The sequence below is a fragment of the Micromonospora sp. NPDC049359 genome (assembly GCF_044466585.1).
Lineage (GTDB): Bacteria > Actinomycetota > Actinomycetes > Mycobacteriales > Micromonosporaceae > Micromonospora.
The window spans coordinates 429,302-451,994 of the sequence record NZ_JBITMW010000001.1; the positions used below are offsets into that span (position 1 = coordinate 429,302).

A 22,693-nucleotide genomic window follows, 5' to 3' on the forward strand; every position below is an offset into this window, starting at 1 on the left:
ACGCTTTTAGTCGGCATCAGGACGTAGCTCAGGCGGTGGACTCTCGGGTAACCTCGCTGCCGGTCACCGACGAAGGCGCGCAGCGGCGCCTGCGGTGCCACCGCCCAATCGCCAACCGGCGAGCCGGGGACCCAGGTACCTGGGGTGAATCCGCGACAGCGGTAGGGGCCACTTCCGCCCCGAACCCGTCAGCTAACCCGGTCGGCGGTCGACGGAAGGGAAGATTGTGACGGCACCCCTACGCCGCTGGTTGACGCCCGTGGTGGCCGTGTTCGCCGCGCTGACCGTGCTCGCCGGACCCCTCCCGGCCCACGCCGCCCCGACGACCCCCACACCGTCCGGGCACGAGGAGGACGGCGACGAGCCCAAGCTGCTCACCGACGTCATCGAGCAGACCAACCGGGACTACGTGGCGGCCAAGTCCAAACTGGACAAGTCCAAGAAGCGGCAGGTCGAACTCGCGGCAGAGGTCGACCGGGCGAAGGCCGACCTGGCCGCGCTGGCCCCGCAGGTCGCGCAGATCGCCGCTCAGTCGTACCGGACCGGACGGGTCGGCGCGATCGCGATGCTGCTGGAGGCCGACGCCCCGGACTCGTTCGTCCAGCGGGCCGCGGCGCTCGACGAGATGAACATGGTCAACGAAAAGAAGCTCGCCGAGGTCAACGCGGTGAAGTCCCGCGCCGAGGAGGCCAAGCTGGCCCTCGACACCGAGGTCCGGGAGCAGCAGAAGCAGACCGCGCTGATGGCGAAGGACAAGCGCGACGCGGACAAGGCGCTCGCGCTGGTCGGCGGCAAGGGCTTCACCGGCGGTCTGGTGGACGCCACCTCCCCGGTCGCCCGGATCGGCCCGGGTCGCACCGCCGACGGCGACTGGAAGCCCCAGTCGTGCAGCGAGAAGGACCCGACCACCTCCGGCTGCGTCACGCCGCGCACGCTGCACGCGTACAAGGAGGTCAAGCGGGCCGGGTTCAACCGGTTCGTGGGCTGCCACCGCAACGGTGGACCGTACGAGCACCCGAAGGGTCGCGCCTGTGACTGGTCGTTGCAGAAGAGCGGCTTCAGCCCGTGGCACAACGACGACACCCGGATGTACGGCAACAACGTGGCCGCGTTCCTCATCCGCAACGCCGACCGGCTCGGCATCTACTACGTGATCTGGAACCGGCAGATCTGGTTCCCGGCGACCGGCTGGAAGTCGTACAGCGGGCCGTCGAACCACACCGACCACGTACACATGTCGCTGCTCTGATCCGACGCCCAACAGTTCGAGGGCCGTCCCGCGTCGAGCGGGGCGGCCCTCGTCGCGTGTCAGGCGGCGGCGGTCGCGGCCGGGTCGTCCGAGGCGTCGCCGGCCGGTACGGGGGTCACGGGTCGCACCGCCCCGGCGGCGAGCCGGTACGACATCCCCACCACCGCGCACCGCCCCCGCGCCACCTCGTCGGCCAGCACGGGCGACTGCCCGAGCAGCGTCTCGACCGTCTGCGCGATGTGGATGTCGACGATGCCGTCGATGTCGTGCACGCCCTCGGCCGTGGCTCGTCGCAGGCTGGGCAGCACCGCGTCGACCACCGCTGGGAGATGTCCCGGGGGCGCGATGCCGGTGGCCGCCGATTCGCGGGCCGCCTGCACGGCGCCGCAGGAGTCGTGCCCGAGCACCACCACCAGCGGAGCGCCGAGGACGGCCACCGCGTACTCGACGCTGCCCAGCACCTCTGGCCCGGTGGTGTGCCCGGCGGTCCGGACGACGAAGAGGTCACCCAGCCCCCGGTCGAAGATGATCTCGGCGGCCAGCCGCGAGTCGGAGCAGCCGACGATCACCGCGAAGGGGTGCTGCCCGTCCGCCACGGCGGCCCGGTGCCCGGCATCCTGGTTGGGGTGGCGCGGCTCTCCGGCGACGAAGCGACGGTTGCCAGAGACCAGCTCGGCGTACGCTCGGGCCGGCTCGGTGGCGACCGGCGCCTGCTCGACGGTCCGCTGCGTGCCCGGCTGCCCGCCGGGCGTACCGGAACGGCTCATCCCCGCACCTCGTCTCACGCGTTTGACCTGCTCAACGGTCTTTTCAACCGGGCCGGCGGCGGGCGCTGGCTCGCGCTCAACGGTCACACGCACGGCAAGATGCGTCAAGATATGCGTGATTTAGATTTCATACGTTGACCCGGAAAGGCGGCCCCCCACGATGGCGAGCACGACGGCCGGAGGCGGCCGGAACTGGACATTTCTTACCAACCACGGCCATGTGCTGCTCGCCATCGCCCGCGACCCCACCGCCCGGCTCCGTGATGTGGCGGCGGAGGTGGGCGTCACCGAGCGGGCCGCCCAGGCCATCGTCGCCGACCTGGAGGCCGAGGGTTACCTGCACCGCACCCGGGTGGGGCGGCGCAACGAGTACACCCTCAACCCCGCCGGCCGGTTCCGGCACCCCGCCGAGGCCGAAGTGCAGGTCGGTGACCTCCTCGCGCTGTTCACCCCCACCCCCGGCGACGACACTCCCTGACGACCGTCGTGCGCCCCGACGTCGGCCGGCGTCGCCGGGCCGCTGCGCGACGCGGCGCAGCGGTAATCTCTGCGGGTGCGCGAATGCCTGCCGCCGAGCGCGACCGAACCACCCCGCCGTACCGTCCGCGCTGTCCTCAATGGAACGATCGCGACCCTGCTCGGGATCACCCTGGTAGTGGCCCCATGCGTCTCAGCGGCAGCGGCGGCACCCGTCTGCGGCCCGCCCGGTGAGGACGGCCTGGTGGAGATGCCGTGGGCGCTACATCGGCTCGATCCGGTCTCGGCCTGGCCGATCTCGCGAGGCGCCGGGGTGACGGTGGCGGTCATCGACTCCGGGGTCTCGGCCATCCACCCCGCCCTGAAGAACCAGGTTCTCCCCGGGCGCGACTTCAACAACCTGACCGACAACCGAGGCCAGTGCGACCTGGCGGGCCACGGCACGATGGTCGCCGGCATCATCGCCGGCCAGGACGGCACCGGAGCGCCGTTCAGCGGTATCGCCCCGGCGGCCCGCATCCTGCCCATCCGGGTGCTGCCCAACGCCAAGGGCACCAACGACGAGGCGCTGCCCGGGCAGATCGCCGCGGCCATCGACTGGGCGGTCGACAACGGCGCCGACGTGATCAACCTGTCCCTGGTGACCCTGCCCCGACCCGAACTGGCCCGGGCCGTCGAACGCGCCCTCGCCAAGCGGGTGATCCTGGTCGCCGCCGCCGGCAACCGGCAGGAGACACAGGAGGACAAGCCGGCGTACCCGGCCGCCTACCCGGGCGTCATCGCCGTCGCCGGCGTGGACGAGCAGGACGGGCACGTCGGCACCTCGGTCAGTGGCAGCTACGTCGACGTCGCCGCGCCGGGCCTCAACATCGTCGGCCCCGCGCCCGGTGGGGCCGGCTACCTCCCCGAGCCGGCGGGTGGCACCAGCTTCGCCGCCGCGTACGTCTCGGGGACGGCGGCGCTCGTCCGGGCCGCCTACCCGGACCTCACTCCGGAGCAGGTCGCCGACCGGCTGGAGCGTACGGCGGACAACCCGCCGCAGGGCCGCAACGCCGAGGTCGGGTACGGGGTGGTCAACCCGTACCGGGCGGTGTCGAGCCTGCTGGGCACCCGCACCAACCCGCCGGTCGGCGCGCTCGCCCCGCCCGCCTCCGCAGCCGATCCGCTGAGTTGGCAGCGCACCGCGGCGATCTGGGCGGCCGTGGTCGGCGCCCTGCTCACCGTACTGCTGCTGATCACTCGGCCGATCGTGGCGCGGGGCCGCCAACGCGGCTGGCGTGCCGGCCGCCGCACCGACCAGCCGGTCGCCGGCTGAGCCCGGTCACGGCGCTGATGCGGTCTACCTCACCAGCGCCGTGCCGCAGCGCTCAGCGCAGGATGCCGGAGGTGCCGCCGCCGTCCGCGCCCCACACGTCCTCGTCCTCTTCCAGCCAGGTGTTGCGGGCGCCGTCCTCCTCGCCGTAACCGGCACCGGTACCCGCGCCGGCCAGGCCACCGGCGCCGCGCGCGCCCGCACCACGCCCCCCTGGGCCCGTCGCGCCGCGACCGGCGCCGCCGCGGCCCGCACCGCCGCCGCCACCGGCGACGCCACCCATACCGGGCGCCATGCCACCGGCCAGCTTGCCGCCCGCGCCGAGCCGACCACCGGCACCCCGGCCGCCACCGCGACCGGCACCCGCCGCGCCGCCACCCATCATCGGGCCCACGCCCGGGGAGACCGCCCGACCGAGCGCGCCGCCACCCGCGAGAGCGCCGGCGCCTCCCCCGGCGCTACCCAGGCCGCCACCGCCGCCGAGCCCGGCGGAGGAGCCCAGGCCACCGGAGCCGAGGCCGGAGCCGAGCCCGGGGGAACCGCCACCGCCCGCGCCCGCGAGGCCGCTGCTGAACTCGTCGTCCACGCCGGGTACACCGCCGGTGCCCGGGTAGTCACCCGTGCCGGGGGTGTCGTACCCGCCGGAGAGGTCGGGGTGGGTGCCGGACCCGCTGGGCAGGTCGCCGGTGCCCGGCAGGTCGCTGGTACCGATCGAGGGGGTGGCACCGAGGCCACCACCGCCGCCACCGCCGCCGAGCTTCGGCACGCCACCGCCACCGCCACCGCCGCCACCACCGGTGTCCAGGTCGGGAATCTCGGGCTGCGTCGCCTTCTCTGCAGGGTTGTAAGCGTCGCCGGGGGTGCCGGGGGCTTTGGCCTGGTAGTCACCGCGCACCTGCTCGTAGACCCGGGCGGCGTCCTCCGACTGGTCGTTGATCCAGTCGGCGATGGCGGTCACCGGGTCGAACCAGCCCAGGAAGTCCGGCGAGACCTTCGCCTCGAAGAAGCCCACCCCGAGGGTCAGCTTGGCGTTGCGCGCCTCCAGCACGTCGTTGACGCAGGTCGCCGGGATCGGGAACTCCCGCTGGGCCTTGGTGAGATCGTCGGCGGCGGACTTGAGCGACTGGACGATGCCGTTGCCCTTCTCGGCGTCCGCCACGATGTGCCCGGTGTCCTTGGCGATCTGCTCGACGTGACCCTTGAACGCCTCGTACGCCGGGCCCTTCCAGGTCGTACCCAGATCCTTGATGTTGGACTCGAGGCTCTGCTTGACGTTGTTGAGATTCTTGAGCAGTTGCTCCCAACCGAGTGCGGCGCTCTCCACGTCACCCGGCCGGCCGTCGATGACGACCTTCTGGCACATCTCTTCCCAGCTCAGGCCCATCTGCTGTCCTCCCCCGTCCTAGCGTCCGTCGCCGTTGCCGGCCACGTCGCCGAAGACACGCTGCATCTCGGCGGCGGACATCCTGTTCTGCTCCTCCGCCGTCTCGTAGTTCTGCTTGACCTGGCGCAGCGCCTCCGCCGCGTCGTACAGGCTCTGCGAGAGCTTGCGGACACCGGACTCGGTGCCCTGGTAGAGCCCCTGGTGCTTGGCGGCCAGCCGGGCCGCCCAGTCGAACCCCCCGAGCGGGCTCGGCTGGCCACCGGCTCCGCCCGCCACGCCGCTGGCCGCCCCACCCATCAGGTCCTGGATGTCGACCATGTCGTAGGAGAGCTTGTTCAGGTACGCGGCGTGGGTCTCCAGCCAGGTGATGGCCGAGTCCAGGCTGGTCGCGTCCCACTCGGTCTTGACGCCGGCCTCACCGGGCGCGGCGATCAGGCCCTCCGGCGTCGCGGCGTGGTTGACGTTGTCGAGTTCCAGGCCGGTCACGGCGAGGCCCGACGTCGGTATCCCGCCCACCGGAACCGGGATGTAGAGGTCGTCGTTCACGTACCGTTCCGGCTGGGTGGTCCTGTCGTCCGTCATCGGTCCCCTCCCCGAAACCCTGACTGGTGGTGTGCGCTCACTGCTGCTGGTGTGGGCCCGGCGACGGCGGGCCCGAGCCCGGCCAGCCGGACCCGGCCGGCGGTGTCGCCGGAGCGGTCGGCGCCGGCGGATAACCCTGGGTGGGATGGCCGGGCGGCGGGTACCCCGGGCCGGGCTGGCCCGGTGCCGGGCCGTACCCCGGGCCGGGCTGCTGCGGCGGGCCGTAGCCGGCCGGTGCCGACTGGGTGGCGGGCCAGCCGGGTGGCGGCATGCCGGGTGCGCCCGGGTACGGGCCGACGGCCGCCGGCGGCGTGCGCCGCTTGCGGCGTCGCAGCACCACGAACAGCACGATCAACCCGATGATCGGTACGCCGAGGCAGAGTCCCAGTTGAACGATCGCACCGGCCTTGTTCGATACGCCGAACTCGACCGCCGGGCCGTCGTCCTCACCCGGTCGGGTCGCGCGGCCGGGGCCGGTCGGGCCGGCCGCCTCGCCCTTCAACAGGGGGTTCGCCGTCACGGTGGGTACCGAGCGGGTCAGGGCGGCGACCGGGTCGACCCGGCCGAAGCCGAACTGCGGGTCCCGGCCGGCCGGACCGGCGTCGCGAGCGGTCTCGATCAAGCGGCTGATGACATTGGGCGCGTCGAGCTTCGGGTACTTCGCGCGGATCAGCGCCACCACCCCGGAGATGATGGCCGCCGCCGGACTGGTGCCGCTGGCTACCGTATATCCGTTCGGCGAGACCGCCTTGGGCGCCGGGGCGATGATGCTCTCCATCGGACTCGCGAGGACGGTCTCCGGGCCCTGCACCGAGCCGGAAGAGAAGCCGCCCCGCTTGTCGAATCCGCTGACGGCGACGACGCCGGGGATGTTGGCCGGCGCGATGACCTGGCGGTCGCCCTGCTCGGTGTTGCCGGCGGACGCCACCACCACGACATCCTTGCTCAGCGCGTAGTTGATGGCGTCCACCAGCTCCGGCGGAGCCGCCCCCTCGTCGCCGAGCGAGAGGTTGATGATGTCGGCACCATTGTCCGCGGCCCACCGGACGCCCAGGACCACGTCCTGGCCGTCGGAGTCGGCACCGGTCGAGACCGGGAGGATCTTCGCGGCCGGGGCGATGCCCAACTCGTGCATCGCGCCACCGCCGCGCCCGGCGATGATGCCGGCCATCGAGGTGCCGTGCCCCTTGACCTTGTCGTCGTCACGCCGGCCGTCCGAGGCCGCAAGGGGGTTGGTGCCGTGCCCCGCGAGCACCTGACCGCGCAGGTCAGGATGACTTGCCTCGACTCCGGTGTCGACGACGGCGACCACGACACCCGCACCCTTGGTGATCTGGTGCGCGGCGGGGATCTTGAGATAGTCCAGGTACCACTGAAGGCCACGGACCGTGTCAGCGGCCCGGGCCGGCGTCGGCGCGACGGTCACCGCAGGGGCCAGCGCGGCGCACAGCGCCAGCGCGGCCGCGCCCACGGCCCGTGTCGATCGGAAAGGCTTCCCCGTACGCATCGCTCTCCCGTATCTCACCGACGCCAACACGATGCGGCTCCGGCCCGGTCGAGCCGGACCGGAGCCGCATCGGTGATTGTGTCAGCCCCACACCTTGGAGTTGCTCATCTCGGTGGAGACGTAGTTTTCGCGGGCGATGCCGACGGCACCACCGATCTCGTTCAGGATCCGGTTGATGTCCCGGACCGACGAGTCCCACTTCGCCTGGTGCTGCTCGTAGGCGGTGCGGTCCTCGCCCTCCCACTCGAGCTTGGACAGCATCGACCGCAGCGTGTCCAGCTTCTCGTCGATGGTCTTCGAGATGGCCTGCATCTGCTGGTTGCTGCTCTCGAGGACCGCGTAGTCAACCTTGATCGTCACGTTTTCCTCCTCTGCTGGCTACGGATCACGGGTTGAGAGCAGAGTGGAACTTGTCCAGCATCTGCTGCTGCTCCTCGTCGTTGACCTGGTGCGTCGTACCCGACTTGTCGAGCAGGTCCGCGATGTTGTCCATCGCGGTCAGCAGACTCACGGTGTCCTCGTTCCAGCGAGCCATGAGCGACTGGAACCCCGTGGACGCCTGACCCTTCCACGCCATGGCCAGGTCGTCGACCACGTTCCACAGCTTCTTCAGCTCACCGTCGACCTCGCTGCGCGTGGACCGCACGTCACTCGCGGCAGTATGCAGACTCGCAGCTGAGACCTCGAACGCCATGCTTCACACCCTTCCGTCATGTTGTGTGGCTGCGGCTTTGCCGCGCCTCTCCCCCGCGGCAAGGCAGCAACACCCCACCGACGGACACTCCACCAGAGACGGTAGCGGAATCCGTCCAGCCACCGCAGCCCTGACCGGGACGGTTCGATGGATGATGGTGGATCGGACCGGTGGGACGACCCGTACGGACCACCCGGACGGCTCGATCAGGCCGGCTCGGACCAGGCGGTCTGAATGAGCTGCTGACCGTCGCGCCGCCGCACGAGGGTGCCCCGACCGGGTGGCTGCGGGCTCGGACGCAGCGTGCCGAACACGGCGCCCTCCTCCCGGTTGCCGGACATCAGCAGGCCGGGCGAATCCAGCTCACGCAGGCGTTGCAGCACCGGCTCGTAGAGCGCCCGCGCCACGCCGCCGACCCGGCGGGTGATGATCAGATGCAGGCCGATGTCCCGGGCCTGCGGCAGCAGCTCGTGCAGGGCGCTCAGCGGGTTGCTGCCACCGGAGGCGACCAGGTCGTAGTCGTCGACCAGGATGTACAGGTCCGGACCCTTCCACCAGCTGCGGTCCCGCAACTGGGCGGTGGTCACGTCCGGGCCCGGCAGACGGTTGGACAGCGCGCTGCGGATCGAGGCGAGCCCCTGCGCGAACGCCTGGTTGGACGGCGCGTAGTCGAGCAGGTGATCGCCCTCGACCGCGCCCAGCAGGCCCCGCCGGTAGTCGGCGATCACCAGCCGGGCCTGGGCGGGCGTGTACCGCTCGGTGATGCCCCGGGCGATGAGCCGCAGCAGGTTGGTCTTGCCGCACTCGGCGTCGCCGAAGACGGTCAGGTGCGGCTCGTTCGCCAGGTCCAGGTAGACCGGCGCGAGCGCCGACTCGTTGACACCGATCGGCAGGCCGGGCGCCGACCGGTCGATGATGCGCGCCAGCTCGGGCACCGGCAGCCGGCGCGGCAGCAGCCGTACCTTCGGCGCGGGACGCCCCGGCCAGTTCGCCGCCACGTGTCCGGCGAGCGCGATCGACGCCTCGCTCAGGTCCTCGATGTCGCGCCGACCGTCGATCCGCGAGATGGCCGTCAGGAAGTGCAGCTTGTCCCGGGTCAGGCCGCGACCGGGCGACTTCTCCGGCACGTTCATCGCCGAGCGCCGGTCGATCTCGGACTCGGCGGCGTCGCCGAGGCGCAGCTCCAGCTTGGTGCCGAGCAGGTCCCGCATGTTGATCCGGATCTCCGCCCACCGCACCGCCGTGAGCACGACGTGCACCCCGAAGCCGAGGCCCCGGTTGGCGAGCGTGGTGATGGTCTGCTCCAGCTCCTCGTAGTCCTGGCGCAGCGTGTTCCAGCCGTCCACCACCAGGAACACGTCGCCGAACGGGTCGTCGGCGAACTCGCCGGCCGCCCGCCGACGTCGGTAGCTCGCCACCGAGTCGATGCCGTGCTGGGCGAAGCGTGTCTCCCGGTCGTCCAGCACCGCGACCACCTCGGCCACCGTGCGGCGCACCGCCTCGACGTCCCGTCGCCCGGCCACCCCGGCCATGTGCGGCAGCCGTTCGAGGCTGCGCAGCGCGCCACCGCCGAAGTCCAGACAGAAGAACTGCACCTCGCGGGACGTGTGGGTGAGCGCCAACGAGGCCAGCAGCGACCGCAGCATGGTGCTCTTGCCGCTGAGCGACCCGCCCACGATGACCACGTTGCCGCCCGCGCCGGCCAGCTCGACCATCATCGGATCGCGGCGCTGCTCGTACGGGCGGTCCACCACGCCGACCGGCACCGTCAGGCGTCCCCGGCCCGGCCAGGACGCCGTGCACAACCCGTAGGTCGGGTCGACGGCCAGCGGGCCGAGCAGCTCGCCCAGGCCCGGTGGGTCGGCCAGCGGCGGCAGCCACACCTGGTGAGCCGGTCGGCCCCGCCCCTTGAGCTGCTCGATCAGCACGTCCAACATCGCCACGGCCTTGCCGTCGGTCGGCTGCTCCGGCTCCGGCGCGGTGTCCACCGACACCTGCGGAACCTGCGCGGGGATGAAGTTGACGCCGTACGGCACGATCCGGCGCTGCACGAGGGCCTGTGACGTGGAGGCCTGCTGGCCGGGCGCCCGGTACGGCCCCGAGACGTACGCGGCCCGGAACCGCAGCATGGTGTTGGTGTCCGTCTTCAGGTAACCGTGCCCCGGCGCGCTCGGCAGCTCGTACGCGTCGGGTACGCCGAGCACGATCCGGCTCTCCACGGCCGAGAAGGTCCGCAACCCGATCCGGTACGACAGGTGGGTGTCCAGACCCCGCAGCTTGCCCTCCTCCAGCCGCTGCGAGGCCAGCAACAGGTGCACGCCCAACGACCGACCCAATCGGCCGATCATCACGAACAGGTCGATGAAGTCCGGCTTCGCGGCCAACAACTCGCTGAACTCGTCACAGATGATCAACAAGCTCGGCATGGGCGCCAACGGTTCCCCCGCCGCACGCGCCTTCTCGTACTCGAACCGCGAGACGTAGTTGCCCGCCGCCCGCAGCAACTCCTGCCGCCGTACCATTTCGCCGGCGAGCGCGTCACGCATCCGGTCGACCAACGGCAGCTCGTCCGCCAGGTTGGTGATCACCGCGCTGGTGTGCGGCAACGCCTCCAACGAGGCGAACGTCGCGCCGCCCTTGAAGTCCACCAGGACGAAGTTCAGCTCCTCCGACGAGTGGGTCACCGCGAGCGCGGCCACCACCGTACGGAGCAGTTCGCTCTTGCCGGAACCGGTCGCGCCGATGACCAGGCCGTGCGGGCCCATGCCCTCGTGCGCGGACTCCTTGAAGTCCAGCTCGACCACGTTGCCGTCCGGGCCGACACCCAGCGGGATGCGCAGCCGGTCGCGGTGACCGCGCGGCCGCCACGTCTGGTGTACGTCCACCGCCGCGGCGTCGCCGACGCCGAGCAGGTCCGGAAGCTCCATGCTGCGGGCCAGCGGCTCCTCGTTGCTGGTCTGCTGCTGCGACAGCCGGTACGGCGCGATCTGCCGGGCCAGCCCTTCGGCCGCCTCGGCGGAGAGCCGGTCGGGCCGGCCGAGACGCGAGGTCGAATTGCCCCGGATGAGGTCGAGCGCGTTGCCGTCGCCCGCGTCCAGGCAGAGCAACCAGCGGCCGGCGTCGCGCGGCACCGTCCCGGACAGGTCGATCAGGGTGACGCCGAGCAGACCCTGACCCACCAGTTGGCAGGTCGGGGAGATCTCGCCACCGTCAACCACCACGACGAGGTGCGGCGCGGTGGTCAGCGGCTTCGCCTCGGCCGCGAAGCGGGGTCGCCCGGCCAGCTCGGCGGCGAGGGACTCCTCGGCCTCGGCCAGGCTGGCGAAGACCAGACGACGCGCTCCGGCGGCGTCCGTCCGACCACTGTGGTGGGCGTGCGGCAACCACTTCACCCATTCCCAGACCGGCTGCCGGTCGGGCGCGGCGACCACCGCGACCACCAGGTCGTCGGGGGCGTGGAAGGTCACGAGCTGGCCCAGGGCCGCCCGCGTCAGGTCGAGCACCGGGTCCCGGTCACCGCGCAGCACCACCCGGCTGAACGCGCGGACCGACAGCGCGGTCGGCAGTTCGGGCACCGTGGTGTGCGCGCGGACGAACCGGCGCAGCGCGATGGCGCTCATCGGCTCCAGGTCCTCGACCGGCTTGGTCTCCGGGGGGACGATCTCCACGGCGAGCCGCTGCGGGCCCATCGCGATCCGCGTCTCGCCGAAGTCCGGCTCGGTGATCCGACGCTCCCACAGCCGACGGGACGCCGCGATCGACCAGAGCGCGTCGGGCTCGGGGTGCCGCCAGTCCATCGCGTCCCGCTGCTGGGCAGCCGCACGACGGGTGCGCTTGCGCATCTGCGCCAGGTAACGCATGTAGTCGCGGCGGTCGGCGTTCAGCTCGGCCTTGTCGTTGCCGCCGTTGCCGAGCGAGCCGATGGCCATGCCGAGCATCGACACTCCGAACAGGCCACCGGCGACGTACGTCATCATGCCGCTGCCCCGACCGGCGTAGAGGAACGCCATCGCGCCGACGCCGCAGACCATCGGCAGGATCATGAGCAGCTGCCCCATCCCGCGCGGTGTCGGCTCGGGCAGCTCGGGCGGGGACTCCAGCACCACCTCGCCACGCGGCAATGCCGGCCCCGGTTGACGCGGAGGTCGGCGGAACACCACCGTGCTCACGGCTGTCTCCTCCCCAGAAGCGGCCCTGCCGTCGTGCCGACGCGACGCGAAGCTCGCGGGTGGGCACTGTACGTGCCCGTCATCGTAGGTAATCTCCCGTGGGCGCGGTGCACCCGCACCGTGGCGCCGCGGCCCGCTGATCATAGATGGACACCAGGAGGCCACTGTGGCTACGAAGTCGGCGACCGGCGGTCTGAGCCGGATCACCATTGTGGCCCCCCGTACCCGGATGGACCTGGCGCTGCCCTCGGACGTACCGATGGCCGACCTGCTGCCCACCCTGCTGCGCTACGCGGGGGAGGACCTGGCCGACGACGGGGTGCGGCACGGCGGCTGGGCGTTGTCCCGGCTGGGCTCGGCGCCGCTGGACGGTGGTCGTACCGCCGCGCAGCTCGGTGTCCGCGACGGCGAGGTGCTGTACTTCAACCCGCGCTCCGCAGCCGCCCCGGAGATCGTCTTCGACGACGTGGTGGACGCGGTCGCCACCGCCACCACGCAACGGCCAGGCTCCTGGCAGGTCGACGCGACCCGGTCGTTCGCCGTGCTGTTCGCCGCGGCGGCGTTCGGCGCGGGCGCGGTGGCGGCCCTGTTCACCGGCCCTCCGCACCTGCCCGCCGCGCTGGCCGCCCTGTTGGTCGCGGTGGCGCTGCTGGTCGGCGCGGCGGTGCTCGCCCGGGCCATGGGCGACAGTCGGACGGGCTCGGTGCTGGCGATGGCCGGGCTGCTCTACGCGGGTACCGGTGGCCTGCTGCTGCTCGCCGGGGACCGGAAGCTGACCGAGTTGGCCAGCCCACACGTCCTGCTCGCGGCCACCGCCGTGGTGGTCGCCGGGGCGGTGGCCGTGCTGGCGGTCGGTGACGACCGGTACCCCCTCTTCTTCGCCGCGATCGGTCTCGGCGCGGGGGCCGGCGTGGGCGCGCTGCTCTGCCTGCTCCTCAGCATCGACGCCGCAGCCGGCGCCGCGGTGGTGGCGGCCGTCGCCTTCGGCCTGGTGCCGGCGCTGCCGATGGTGGCCTACCGGCTGGCCCGCCTGCCGGTGCCGTCGATCCCCACCGGCCCGGACGACCTGAAGACCGACAGCGAGACGGTGGACGGGCGGCGGGTGCTTGAGCGCAGCGACCGCGCCGACGCGTTCCTCACCGCTCTGTTGTGGACGTTGTCGTTGCTGGTCCTCGGCGCGGAGGTGGTGCTGGCCCTGGACGGCGGGCTGGCGGCCGTGCTGCTGTGTCTGGTGCTGGCCCTGCTGTCGTTGCTGCGGGCGCGTCCGCTACTGGGCCGGGCGCAGCGCGTTCCGGTGCTGCTCGCCGGCACCGTCGGGCTGGGCCTGGCGGCCGCCGCGACCTTCGCGGGCGGCGCACTGGCGGTCCGGCTCGGCCTGATCCTCGGTGGGCTGCTGCTGGCGGCCGTGGTCAGCCTGATCTACGGCCTGTCCGTCGCCGGCAAGCGGATCTCACCGGTGTGGGGTCGGCTGCTCGACATCGTCGAGATCCTGCTGATCATCGCGTTGGTGCCGCTCGCCGTCTGGGTCTGCGGCATGTACGACTGGATCGTCAACCTGCGCCCCTGACGGGACGGCCGTAGTTTTCAGCGAAGACCGCGACCGCCCGTTGATCTCGTTCTGCCGCCTTGGCGGCAGACGGTCCTTCTCCACCCCGAGAAGGACCGTGCAGCGTGCGGGTCAGGCGGCGCCGCCCTGCTGGCGGCATACGTGGTCGCGGTGGTGCTGAAGGGCCTCTTCCAGCTGGTCTTCGAGGATGATGATCCGGCAGGCGGCTTCCAGAGCGGTGCCGTGGTCGACCATCTCCCGGGCTCGTACGGCCAGGCGCAGCTGGTATCGGGAGTAGCGGCGGTGGCCGCCGGCGGAGCGGAACGGGACGATCAGTTTCGCCTCGTCGAGGCGGCGCAGGAAATCCTGCGAGGCGCCGACGATCTCGGCGGCCCGGCCCATGGTGTAGGCGGGGTAGTCGTCATCGTTGAGCATGTCGTCGGGTTGGGCCATACATTCCTTCTTCGTGAACGAGGGCCCCGGCGCATGTCGCGCCGGGGCCCAGGGTTACGGGTTGAATACACCATCTACCGACAGGTTCGTCGGGTTCTCGTTTCCGCACCATGCCGTCATCAGCAGGCGGTGCGAGGATCGCATAAGCGTGACCGGAGACCACCTCGCGTTCAAAGTGATTACGGTGTCCACCGCAGAACTGGAACTACGTCCCGACGGCGGGCGATCCAACGGCGTCAAACCCTCCCTTTCCTCTGCTTTAACCGACCTACTGTGCTGTCCGTCGATGCCGGAGCCCCACGCGACTTCCTGGCCCCGAGCATGTGCGGCGGATCCCTGCCGCGTCAGGCGGAGCCCCGAACATTGCATCGGCCCTGCCTGCGGTTGCCCTGACCTGGAGTTACGTCAAGGTCTTGTCGTGCACGTGCCATGTTGCACGCGGTGATGTGGTTCCACCGCGGTTACCGAGCGGGCCCCGAGAACTTCCGGGCCCTGCTTCGACGCTCGGCCTGTTACGTCGGCGTCTTCAACCGATCTTCCTCGTCAACGGGGACAACACTAACTGGCCCGGCCCAGGAAATCTAGTCTTTCGAGACTAGATTTCCTGGGCGACTGACTGCAGGTTGATGCGCCTGCCGGGCTGGGCCCGGAAGGAACGGTCAGCGGGGCTGTCGGCGGCCGACTCCGCCGAGCGCCGAGGCGACCGGCGCGCTGGCGTAGACGCCCGGCCCGTGCTGGCCGTCCATCGGCCGGGCCGGCGTGCCGGCCCGTTGCGCCATGTCCCCGACGACCTTGACCAGCGCCTCGACGTGGTTGTCCATGGCCGCGACCCGCAGCAGCGGGGCCGCCACGCGCCCGTCGGGCGACACCGTGGCCGCCACCGTGTGCGAGGGCGCGGACGTGGCGGTGATCGCGTCCACCAGCGGGCCGAGTGGCGCGCCCGGCCGGGCGCGCAGGGTCAGGCAGCGGTGCGTCCAACCACCGCCACGCAGCCCCGACCAGGTCTCCGTCGGTGGCTCGGGCACCAGGTCCAGTCCGGCAGCCGAGACCACCGCGGCGCGCAGCTCGTCGCGGCCCAGCGGCCGGTGGGCCAGCCCGGCCGCCGTCAACGCCTTGCCCAACCGGCCGATCCCGGCGGCCAGCGTGCGGTGGACGCCCGGCAGACCGCCGCCCCGGCTGACCGTCTCCACCCGTGCGTCGCGGACCGTGAGCCGCAGCGCCACCCAGACGGTCCGGTGTGCGGCCGGTGGCGCGCCCGCAGCCGGATACCAGACCAGGGTGTGCGCGACCACCTGGGCTCGGGAGACCGGCGCCGAGAAGTCCCCGAGCACCCGCAACGCCCGGTCGACGGTCGACGCCTCCACCGAGCCGACCGCGGCGCCGGTGGCCGGCTGCAACGCGACCGCCGCGAACCAACCCTGGTCATCCTGCCCGATGCCCAGCCGGGTGCCCCGGTCGGTCAGCTCGATCACACCCAGCTCGGGCGCCAGCGCGGCCAGCCGGGGGTCTGCGGCCGTCCCGCCGGCCAGGGCCGCGGCGGCCCGTTCACGTCGGCGACGCATCCGGCGGCGCAGCAACACGTCCTCGAACCACCAGCGACCACCACGTCGGGCGAACGCGGACAGCACGACCACCGCCGCCACGACAGCCACCGTCGCGAGCAGCCAGGTCGGACCGGCCGTCGCGGCCCAGACGGCGACGGCACAGACCTCGAGTACGACGAGCTGGCCGACCAGCAGCGGACCGATGCGCCCCCGGCCCGGCCGGTCGGCCGCGGCGGTGACCCGCGCCGGAACGCCGGACGGCCGCACGGCGGCATCCGCGGGTGGCGCCTGAACCTGCGTCATCGCTGACTGTCCCTCCTGGACGGTACGGCCCTGAGCCGCGGGGTGGCCCGGCGGTGGCCCCGAGGACCGGCCGTCGGCCCCTTATCGTAGGGAAGCCCGCGACGGCACCCCGAGGACATCGTCGCGGATCCACCCCGCCGGAGGTAAGTCATGCGGACCCGCCGTGATCAGGTGCAGGCGTACCGCTTCGTCACCCGCCGGATCGTCTCCGCGCTGCTGTCGGGTGATCCGGAGACCACCAACCTGCCGATGCGACGGCTCGGCATGGCGGTCTTCGGCAGCGTGATCGCCGCCGCGGTGGTCCTCGGTGGCGTGGGCGCGTACGGCCAGTTGACCGGGAACACCGCACCGCTGGACGAGAACACGTTGGTCATCGAGCGGGAGACCGGCGCCACCTACGTGTACGCCCAGGGGCAGCTGCACCCGACGCTCAACTACACCTCCGCGCGGCTAATCCTGAACGAGCCGGACCCCACGGTGCGCACCATGTCGCAGGCGTCGCTGCGGGACCGGCCACGCGGCCGTACCGTCGGCATCGTCGGAGCCCCGGACGCGCTGCCGGACCGCAAGTCGTTGACGGGTCTGCCGTGGTCGGTCTGCGACGTGCCCGACCCGGTCGACCCGCGCCACTCCACCACCCGCGTCGTGATCAATCGGGCGCTGCCCGGCGGTACGCCGCTCGGTGACCGCGCGGTGCTGGTCACCGTGGACGGGCAGCGGCACCTGCTCGCCGCCGACTCCCGACTGGAGGTGCGGGGCGGTGACCAGGCCGTCGCGGCACTGCGGATGACGGGTACGGCTCCGCTGCCGGTCGGGCAGCAGCTCCTCAACGCCGTACCGGCCGGACCGCCGCTGCGCAAGCCGTCGCTGCCCGGTCTGGGTGAGCGCAGCGGGTTGAGCGTGGCCGGCCGGCCCGCCACCATCGGCCAGGTCTTCCAGGCGGCCGGGCAGCACTACGTGCTGGCGCGCGAGGGTCTCGTCTCGATCAGTGAGATCACCGCGCTGCTGCTCATCAGTGGCGGCGGTCGGATCACCGACATCACGCCCGATCAGGCCGGGCGTCTCCTGACGGAGCAGCGGGTGGACGCGGACGGGATGCCGAGGACGCTGCCCACCCTGTATCCGGCCCGGGCCGGACAGACGCTGCTCTGCGCGACGTACCGGGAGGGCACCGCCGGTGGCCCGCCGACCACCACGCTGGAGGTGTTCGACCGGGTGCCGGCGGAGCTGGCGGACACCGAGCCGGGTTCGGTACCGGTACGCCAGGGCGCCCGGGACGCGGTGCGCACGGCCGAGTCGGTGCTGCTGCCCGGCGGCAAGGGCGTACTGGCCCAGGCTGCGCCCGGTGCCGGCACCAGCGGCTCCGGTGCCGCCGGCACGACGGTCTACCTGATCAGCCCTCAGGGTGTCCGGTACCCGCTCGGCTCGCCCGAGGCGCGGTCCGCCCTCGGCTACGACGGGGTCACCCCGCTGGCGGTGCCCGGCTCGCTGCTCGCGTTGATCCCGACCGGGCCGACCCTGGACCAGGAGTCCGCGCTCGCGCAGTTCGCGCCGGGTGACGCGGGGGCGACCACGCCGCCGTCGCAGCCGCCCTCGCAGTCCAGCTCGCCGACGCCCGACACGAGCGCCCCGGCGAGTGGCGGCACCGGCGGCTGGGTTCCCGAGGTATCGACCGGCACCGACGACTGAGCGGTTCATACGGGTCGCCCCGGCTCGCGGAGGTGGACTAACCTGGATCCGCTGACGGTTGTCAACCAGAACGACGGGGATGTTGCCATGACCGGGCGTACGGAAGTCGACCTGCTGTCCCTTGAGGACTTCCACCAGCACCTCGCGATGCGGCTCAGTCAGGCCGAGTCGGTGCTACGCAAGCTCAACACCGAGATGCAGTGCACTCCGCCGGCCCTGGGCTCGTTCACCGACGCAACCCAGAATTCGCGCCGCTACAGCGAGGTCCACCAGTCCTACGTGGAGCAGGCCGAACGGCTCCGGCAGGCCGTGCAGGCGGCGCAGCAGGCCACCGGCACCATCCTCGCCAACTACCGCACCGCCGAGGCGCGGAACGCGGCCAACGCCACCGACATCACCGCGGCGCTGACCGGGGTCGACCGGGCGTTGCAGCCGAAGGGGGACGGGCGTGTCTGAGTACACCCAGCGTTACCAGGGTCGGAGCCACCAGGAGCTGTACGACGCGGTGATGGTCGGCAAGCCGGAGCAGATCGAAGGGGTCGCCGCCCAGTGGGCCGCCCTCAAGGGCATCCTGGACGGTCTCGGCCGTGAGTTGAGCGGCGACCTCGAGAAGCTCGGCAACACCTGGACGGGCCCGGCGGGCCGGGAGTTCCAGCGGCGGCTGACGCTGATCGTCGACCACTCCGATGCCCTGGGCGAGGGCATGTCCGGCGTCAAGCAGGGTCTGACCATGATGGCCGGCCAACTGCGCACCGCGCACAAGAAGGCGGAGAGCCCCGAGGAGACCGACGACAACGACCAGGCCATCTCGGGCGTGCTCAAGGGCTCCGCCTTCGGCCTGCCCGGCGCGGTGGTCGGCGGCATCATGGGCCACCAGCAGGACAAGGAAGAGCAGGAGAAGGCCCACCAGCGGATGGTGAACCTGGTGGCCGAGCTGGCCGCCGGTTACGACCTCTCCGCCTACGACCGGGTGGTGGACCCGCCTCCGCCGCATCCGGAGACGCCGCGCACGGTCAACGACGACCGGCCGACGCCACGCAGCGGCCCGTCCAGCACGACGCCGTCCCGCGCTCCGATCGCCACCGGTCTCACCGCGCACCGGGGCGACGCGACGATCGCGACACCCGAGGGCGTGGCTCCTGGGCCGACCGCCGGGGGTGACTCGGTTCCCGGCCACGACGGTGGCACGTCGGTCGTCGTCATCGGGCCGGAGGGCGCCGCCAGCGACCCGGCGGGCACCTCCCTCGCCGGCGCGGACCCGCTGGTCAGCGGGGCCCTGCTCGCCGGCGGGGCGGCCGGACTGGCCGGCCTGTCCGGGCCGACCACCCTGCCCGCGAGCGCCGGGGGCGGCCCGGGCCTGCTCTTCGGGGCACCGGGCGGCGCACCGGCCGGCGGGGTGCTGCGCACCTCCGCGCTCGCCGGTTCCGGCAGCACTCCCACCACGTCGGCCCGGCCGACCGGCGGCACCGCCGGGGCGGAGAGCCGTTCGGCAAGCGGCGTGGGGCGGAGCATCGACGGCCGGCGCGGTGAGCCCGGTCGGGCCGCCGCGGCCGGCCGGCAGGGCCTGACGGGCAACGGCCGTCCCGGAGTGCTCGGCGGTCGGGGCCGTGCCGAGGATGACGAGTCCGACGACCGGCTGACCTGGCTCACCGAGGACGAGATGGTGTGGGGCGACGGCGGGGACGCCGCGCCGCCGGTGCTCGGCACCGGGGGCTGATCGCCGGCCACCGCACACGACCCCACGTGACCCCGCCGGACCCACTCCGGCGGGGTCACGTGCTTCGGCCCGCCGCCCGACCGCTGGTCGGCACCGTCCACTGTGCTCACGGTGGTCGTGGTCACTCCCGTTGTGCCCACCGTCGTGCTGCGCCGCGCCCCGCCGGGCGATAGGTTGGTCGGGTGTCGTCCGTAGCTCTGGTCCGCCCGGCCCGCTGGGCCGTGCTGCGGTCGCTACGGGAGCTGACCCGGCTGGCGGTCACCGCGCTGGTGCTCGCGGTCGGTCTCGGCGGCGCCCTCGCCGCCACCCCGCCGCCCGCGGAGGCGCAACTGCGCCCGACCGCCGTGAGCAGCCGGGTGGACACCGTCCGGCCCGACACCGCACCGACCACCGAGCGTACGAGCCGGCCGGCCCCTGCCACGCCGGCCGACGCGGTCGCCGCGCCCGCCGGTCCGGTCCTCGTGGGCACGGAGCACGCTCCGGCCGGCGTGCCCGGTCGCGGCATCCCGCCCCGACGCGGCCCTCCCGCGCGCTGACCCCGGTCCGCCAGGTCACCCGCCGCTTCGTCTGACCCACCTCCGGGTCGTCGTCCGGGTGCCCGACGCGCAGCCGCGCCCGTTCGGGCACGCCAGCCCAGCGACGGCTCTGCGCCCCGGCCCGCCATCGGAACAGCTCACCCCGACCACCCCGAGCCCGACGCGTCGAAGCGACGGGCGGTTCCGGTCGGGACCCATCCCTCGACACCGTCATTCGACCGCGAGGTGCTGATCATGCAGACCGTCCTCTCCGCCGTCCTGCCCGACGTACCCCGGGCCGCCGCCATCTGGCTGAGCCTGCTCGGGGTGGTCGTGTTCGCCGTCGCCGCGCTCCTGGTACGGCCCGGCCGCCTCCGCCTCCGCCTCGACCCGGCCGCCCGCATCCGCGACGCGGCCATGCCCAGCCACCTCGAACAGGTGCAGGAGCAGCGGGAACAGCGCCGCTACGCGCAGGAGATCGCGGTGGCCGCCGAACGCGCCGCCGCCACCGCCCAGCGCCGACGGGCCGAGTGGGTGGCCGCGCAGGAGACCGTCGAGGCGGCCTGGCAGGCGTTGGAGACGGCCGAGGCGGGCGTACGGCGGCTCGGCGCGGCAGCCGCGATGCCGTTGCCGCAGACCGCCCGGACTCCCGCCGAGTACGCCGACCGCGAGCGCTACCTGCACCGGGCCGCGCTGGACGCGTACTGGCGGCGGGAACTGTCGGTGGAGCAACTCAGTGACGTCTTCGCCCACCGGGACGGCTGGGATCCGCGGCTGCACCCCGTCGAGCAGGAGCTCGTGCTGCAACGGGCCGTCCGCGACAACCTGGCGGCCAAGCACGCCGCCGCCGTGGAGACCGAGCAGGCAGCGTGGCGGGCCGCGGAGCTGGCCGTGGCGGCGGCGCGCAGTCTCCGTGCGGAGGTCCACGCGGCCACCGGACGGCGCACGGCGGAGTCGGCCTCGGTGCTGCCGCTCAGCGAGGTCCTCCGGCCGGCCGCCGAGCAGACCCGGGAGAACGCGGTGGTCGCCCGTGGTCGGGCGGCGGTGCCGGTGTTCTGACCCGGAGGAGCGGCTCGCACGAGTCGCGCGGGACGGGCGTTCCGGGCCGGTTCGGCGTCGGTGGGTTAGCGTGACGGCATGTCCCGACAGTCGTGGGTCCTCGTGGTGATCGCCGGCATCCTGGCGCTCGCCACACTTGTCGGCGCGGTGGTGCTGGCGGTGCGTGTGGTGCGTACGAGGCGGCTGCTCACCGGGCTCGGCGCGGGCGGCAAGGTGGCCTTCTACGGGGCGTTGATCTACACGATCTTCCCGGTGGACATCCTCCCGGACCCGATCTACCTGGACGACATGGGCGTCCTGGCCGGCGCGTTGATCTACCTCACGCGGCTCGTCCACAAGCGCCGGGCGGCGGGCCGTCGTCTGCCCGGGCAGCCGGACGGCCCGTCGGCCCCGGACCGCACCCGCTCCGTACGATGATCAGCTTTGGCGCACACGACGGAGGACGCACGTGGCCGGTGATCATCGACTGGACATCCACGACGACCGGGTGGCGGCGTTCTGCGCGGAGCGGCACCTCGCGACGCTGACCACCCTGCGCGCCGACGGCACCCCGCACGTGGTACCCGTCGGGGTCACCCTCGATCCGGTGGCCGGGCTGGCCCGCGTGATCACCTCCGGCACGTCCCGCAAGGCTCGGCAGGTGGCCGCCGCCGGGCCGGAGGGCACTCCGGTGGCCGTCTGCCAGGTGGACGGCCGTCGCTGGCTGACGATCGAGGGCCGGGCGGTGCTCCGATCGGACCGGGCCTGCGTGGCGGAGGCGGAGCGCCGGTACGCCGAGCGCTATCGGACCCCGCGTCCGAATCCGGAGCGCGTCGTCATCGAGATCACTGTGACGGGACTACTCGGCAGCCTCTGACGTCCGTTACGTCGCCTGTGTCGTATTCGCGCCCCGCTGCCGGTCAGTGAACGTGAGCCACCCTGCGCGCGGAATCCCCCACCGTCGGCGGTCGTTACGCCAGGTCGCGACGCCCGCACCGGCAGCCGGCGGCGGAATGCCGCCCGGAGCAGGGCCGTTACGTCCCCGGTAACCACGGCCGAGACCGCCACGGAGGCGGCTACCCCCGAACGGAGACTCGACCATGAACCCGATCGTGCAGAAGAGCGGCCTGTCCGTCGTCGGCCTGCTGGTCGCCGGCGGTTGCGCCCTCGGCCCCGCCGTCGCCGCGCAGGCAGCCCCCGCGCCGGCGGCCCCATCCTCGTCGAGCCAGACCAGCCGCAGCGCCGAGCGGGTCCTCGACGTCGACTACCAGGCACAGCCGAACTTCTTCTACTGCGGCCCCGCCGCCACCCGCATCGCGCTCTCGGCCCAGGGCAAGGCGCTCTCCCAGGACGACGTGGCCAAGCTGCTCGGCACCACCGAGGCGGGCACCCCGTCCGCCCTCGACACCACCCGCGTGCTCAACGAGTTGACCGGAGGTCACTACCGGACCACCGAGATCCGTGACTCGGTGGCCCGCCCTGACCAGGTCGAGCAGCTACGCCGGGATGTCCTGGCCGCGATCGACGCCGGCCGCCCGGTGGTGGCCAACATCAAGGGCACGACCGTGGACACCGACGGCAACCCGCACTCGTACGAGGGTGGCCACTACCTGACGCTTGTCGGCTACCGCGACGGCGGGGACCTCATCCGGGTCGCCGACCCGGCCGACCCGGCGCTGGGCGAGTACTGGATGAGCCTGCCGAAGGTCGCCAACTGGATCGCCGAGCGCGGTTACTCCTCCTGACC

Annotated in this window: 21 protein-coding genes and 1 riboswitch; of the genes, 12 read left to right on the forward strand and 9 right to left on the reverse strand. The window is 72.7% G+C overall.

The window, feature by feature from the left end; genetic code table 11:
* Positions 1 to 91 precede the first annotated feature (91 nt).
* A riboswitch (cyclic di-AMP (ydaO/yuaA leader) is annotated at positions 92 to 223 on the forward strand.
* A gap of 3 nt (positions 224 to 226) precedes the next feature.
* A complete protein-coding gene (locus ACIBTX_RS01985) occupies positions 227 to 1,249 on the forward strand; it encodes a hypothetical protein (RefSeq protein ID WP_357124047.1) in 1,023 nt (340 codons plus the stop codon).
* A gap of 59 nt (positions 1,250 to 1,308) precedes the next feature.
* On the opposite strand, the gene ACIBTX_RS01990 is transcribed toward ACIBTX_RS01985, so the two are convergent.
* Entirely contained in the window at positions 1,309 to 2,016 is a 708-nt protein-coding gene (locus tag ACIBTX_RS01990; RefSeq protein ID WP_357124043.1) for a carbonic anhydrase, read from the reverse strand.
* A 160-nt stretch (positions 2,017 to 2,176) separates the two neighbouring features.
* Between ACIBTX_RS01990 and ACIBTX_RS01995 the strand changes: the two genes are divergently transcribed.
* Entirely contained in the window at positions 2,177 to 2,494 is a 318-nt protein-coding gene (locus tag ACIBTX_RS01995; protein ID WP_357124040.1) for a MarR family winged helix-turn-helix transcriptional regulator, read from the forward strand.
* 75 nt (positions 2,495 to 2,569) lie between these two features.
* Positions 2,570 to 3,808: a type VII secretion-associated serine protease mycosin gene (gene mycP, locus ACIBTX_RS02000; RefSeq protein ID WP_357124037.1), complete on the forward strand. Its 1,239-nt coding sequence runs from the start codon at positions 2,570 to 2,572 to the stop codon at positions 3,806 to 3,808.
* 52 nt (positions 3,809 to 3,860) lie between these two features.
* Here mycP and ACIBTX_RS02005 read toward each other — a convergent pair whose 3' ends face one another.
* From ACIBTX_RS02005 to eccCa, 6 genes are all read right to left on the reverse strand, one after another.
* The gene (locus ACIBTX_RS02005) at positions 3,861 to 5,189 is read right to left on the reverse strand and encodes a WXG100 family type VII secretion target (RefSeq protein WP_396831921.1); all 1,329 of its coding nucleotides are present in this window, start codon (positions 5,187 to 5,189) and stop codon (positions 3,861 to 3,863) included.
* 18 nt (positions 5,190 to 5,207) lie between these two features.
* Positions 5,208 to 5,771 (reverse strand): hypothetical protein, encoded by a 564-nt coding sequence (locus ACIBTX_RS02010; RefSeq protein WP_234590012.1) that lies wholly within the window; start codon positions 5,769 to 5,771, stop codon positions 5,208 to 5,210.
* A 37-nt stretch (positions 5,772 to 5,808) separates the two neighbouring features.
* The gene (locus ACIBTX_RS02015; protein ID WP_357124031.1) at positions 5,809 to 7,242 is read right to left on the reverse strand and encodes a S8 family serine peptidase; all 1,434 of its coding nucleotides are present in this window, start codon (positions 7,240 to 7,242) and stop codon (positions 5,809 to 5,811) included.
* Positions 7,243 to 7,359: 117 nt separating this feature from the next.
* Positions 7,360 to 7,638 (reverse strand): WXG100 family type VII secretion target, encoded by a 279-nt coding sequence (locus ACIBTX_RS02020; protein ID WP_007454922.1) that lies wholly within the window; start codon positions 7,636 to 7,638, stop codon positions 7,360 to 7,362.
* A gap of 25 nt (positions 7,639 to 7,663) precedes the next feature.
* Positions 7,664 to 7,972, reverse strand: coding sequence for a WXG100 family type VII secretion target (locus tag ACIBTX_RS02025; RefSeq protein ID WP_357124028.1), 309 nt, complete (start codon positions 7,970 to 7,972; stop codon positions 7,664 to 7,666).
* Positions 7,973 to 8,178: 206 nt separating this feature from the next.
* Entirely contained in the window at positions 8,179 to 12,141 is a 3,963-nt protein-coding gene (gene eccCa, locus ACIBTX_RS02030; protein WP_357124025.1) for a type VII secretion protein EccCa, read from the reverse strand.
* A gap of 166 nt (positions 12,142 to 12,307) precedes the next feature.
* Here eccCa and eccD point away from each other — a divergent pair, with 166 nt between their 5' ends.
* Positions 12,308 to 13,708, forward strand: a complete 1,401-nt coding sequence (eccD, locus tag ACIBTX_RS02035; RefSeq protein WP_357124022.1) for a type VII secretion integral membrane protein EccD — start codon at positions 12,308 to 12,310, stop codon at positions 13,706 to 13,708.
* Positions 13,709 to 13,819: 111 nt separating this feature from the next.
* On the opposite strand, the gene ACIBTX_RS02040 is transcribed toward eccD, so the two are convergent.
* Together ACIBTX_RS02040 and ACIBTX_RS02045 are read right to left on the reverse strand one after the other, a co-directional pair.
* Positions 13,820 to 14,140 (reverse strand): MerR family transcriptional regulator, encoded by a 321-nt coding sequence (locus ACIBTX_RS02040; protein ID WP_357124019.1) that lies wholly within the window; start codon positions 14,138 to 14,140, stop codon positions 13,820 to 13,822.
* Positions 14,141 to 14,799: 659 nt separating this feature from the next.
* Positions 14,800 to 15,987: a type VII secretion protein EccE gene (locus tag ACIBTX_RS02045; protein WP_357124016.1), complete on the reverse strand. Its 1,188-nt coding sequence runs from the start codon at positions 15,985 to 15,987 to the stop codon at positions 14,800 to 14,802.
* A gap of 150 nt (positions 15,988 to 16,137) precedes the next feature.
* Here ACIBTX_RS02045 and eccB point away from each other — a divergent pair, with 150 nt between their 5' ends.
* The 8 genes from eccB to ACIBTX_RS02085 all read left to right on the forward strand — a co-directional run bounded on the left by eccB (position 16,138) and on the right by ACIBTX_RS02085 (position 22,691).
* On the forward strand, positions 16,138 to 17,676 hold the full coding sequence (gene eccB / locus ACIBTX_RS02050) for a type VII secretion protein EccB (protein WP_357124013.1): 1,539 nt from the start codon (positions 16,138 to 16,140) through the stop codon (positions 17,674 to 17,676).
* An 87-nt stretch (positions 17,677 to 17,763) separates the two neighbouring features.
* Entirely contained in the window at positions 17,764 to 18,132 is a 369-nt protein-coding gene (locus tag ACIBTX_RS02055) for a hypothetical protein (RefSeq protein WP_357124010.1), read from the forward strand.
* On the forward strand, positions 18,125 to 19,393 hold the full coding sequence (locus ACIBTX_RS02060; RefSeq protein ID WP_357124007.1) for a hypothetical protein: 1,269 nt from the start codon (positions 18,125 to 18,127) through the stop codon (positions 19,391 to 19,393). The genes ACIBTX_RS02055 and ACIBTX_RS02060 overlap by 8 nt, the downstream gene beginning before the upstream one ends.
* Before the next feature lie 182 nt (positions 19,394 to 19,575).
* Entirely contained in the window at positions 19,576 to 19,929 is a 354-nt protein-coding gene (locus ACIBTX_RS02065; RefSeq protein ID WP_357124004.1) for a hypothetical protein, read from the forward strand.
* 234 nt (positions 19,930 to 20,163) lie between these two features.
* Positions 20,164 to 20,967, forward strand: a complete 804-nt coding sequence (locus ACIBTX_RS02070) for a hypothetical protein (RefSeq protein WP_357124001.1) — start codon at positions 20,164 to 20,166, stop codon at positions 20,965 to 20,967.
* 78 nt (positions 20,968 to 21,045) lie between these two features.
* On the forward strand, positions 21,046 to 21,384 hold the full coding sequence (locus tag ACIBTX_RS02075; RefSeq protein WP_357123998.1) for a YkvA family protein: 339 nt from the start codon (positions 21,046 to 21,048) through the stop codon (positions 21,382 to 21,384).
* Positions 21,385 to 21,415: 31 nt separating this feature from the next.
* Positions 21,416 to 21,823 (forward strand): pyridoxamine 5'-phosphate oxidase family protein, encoded by a 408-nt coding sequence (locus ACIBTX_RS02080; protein ID WP_357123995.1) that lies wholly within the window; start codon positions 21,416 to 21,418, stop codon positions 21,821 to 21,823.
* Between the two features lie 223 nt (positions 21,824 to 22,046).
* Positions 22,047 to 22,691 carry a C39 family peptidase gene (locus tag ACIBTX_RS02085; RefSeq protein ID WP_357123992.1) on the forward strand — a complete coding sequence of 215 codons (645 nt, stop codon included), beginning with the start codon at positions 22,047 to 22,049 and terminating at the stop codon, positions 22,689 to 22,691.
* Positions 22,692 to 22,693: the final 2 nt, after the last annotated feature.

What these genes read in the sequence shown, in the direction of transcription:
- ACIBTX_RS01990 (WP_357124043.1), bottom strand. Translation starts at nt 2,016, where the DNA reads ATGAGCCGTTCCGGTACGCCCGGCGGGCAGCCGGGCACGCAGCGGACC.
- ACIBTX_RS01995 (WP_357124040.1), top strand. Translation starts at nt 2,177, where the DNA reads ATGGCGAGCACGACGGCCGGAGGCGGCCGGAACTGGACATTTCTTACC.
- ACIBTX_RS02005 (WP_396831921.1), bottom strand. Translation starts at nt 5,189, where the DNA reads ATGGGCCTGAGCTGGGAAGAGATGTGCCAGAAGGTCGTCATCGACGGC.
- ACIBTX_RS02010 (WP_234590012.1), bottom strand. Translation starts at nt 5,771, where the DNA reads ATGACGGACGACAGGACCACCCAGCCGGAACGGTACGTGAACGACGAC.
- ACIBTX_RS02025 (WP_357124028.1), bottom strand. Translation starts at nt 7,972, where the DNA reads ATGGCGTTCGAGGTCTCAGCTGCGAGTCTGCATACTGCCGCGAGTGAC.
- ACIBTX_RS02040 (WP_357124019.1), bottom strand. Translation starts at nt 14,140, where the DNA reads ATGGCCCAACCCGACGACATGCTCAACGATGACGACTACCCCGCCTAC.
- ACIBTX_RS02045 (WP_357124016.1), bottom strand. Translation starts at nt 15,987, where the DNA reads ATGACGCAGGTTCAGGCGCCACCCGCGGATGCCGCCGTGCGGCCGTCC.
- eccB (WP_357124013.1), top strand. Translation starts at nt 16,138, where the DNA reads ATGCGGACCCGCCGTGATCAGGTGCAGGCGTACCGCTTCGTCACCCGC.
- ACIBTX_RS02055 (WP_357124010.1), top strand. Translation starts at nt 17,764, where the DNA reads ATGACCGGGCGTACGGAAGTCGACCTGCTGTCCCTTGAGGACTTCCAC.
- ACIBTX_RS02070 (WP_357124001.1), top strand. Translation starts at nt 20,164, where the DNA reads ATGCAGACCGTCCTCTCCGCCGTCCTGCCCGACGTACCCCGGGCCGCC.
- ACIBTX_RS02075 (WP_357123998.1), top strand. Translation starts at nt 21,046, where the DNA reads ATGTCCCGACAGTCGTGGGTCCTCGTGGTGATCGCCGGCATCCTGGCG.
- ACIBTX_RS02085 (WP_357123992.1), top strand. Translation starts at nt 22,047, where the DNA reads ATGAACCCGATCGTGCAGAAGAGCGGCCTGTCCGTCGTCGGCCTGCTG.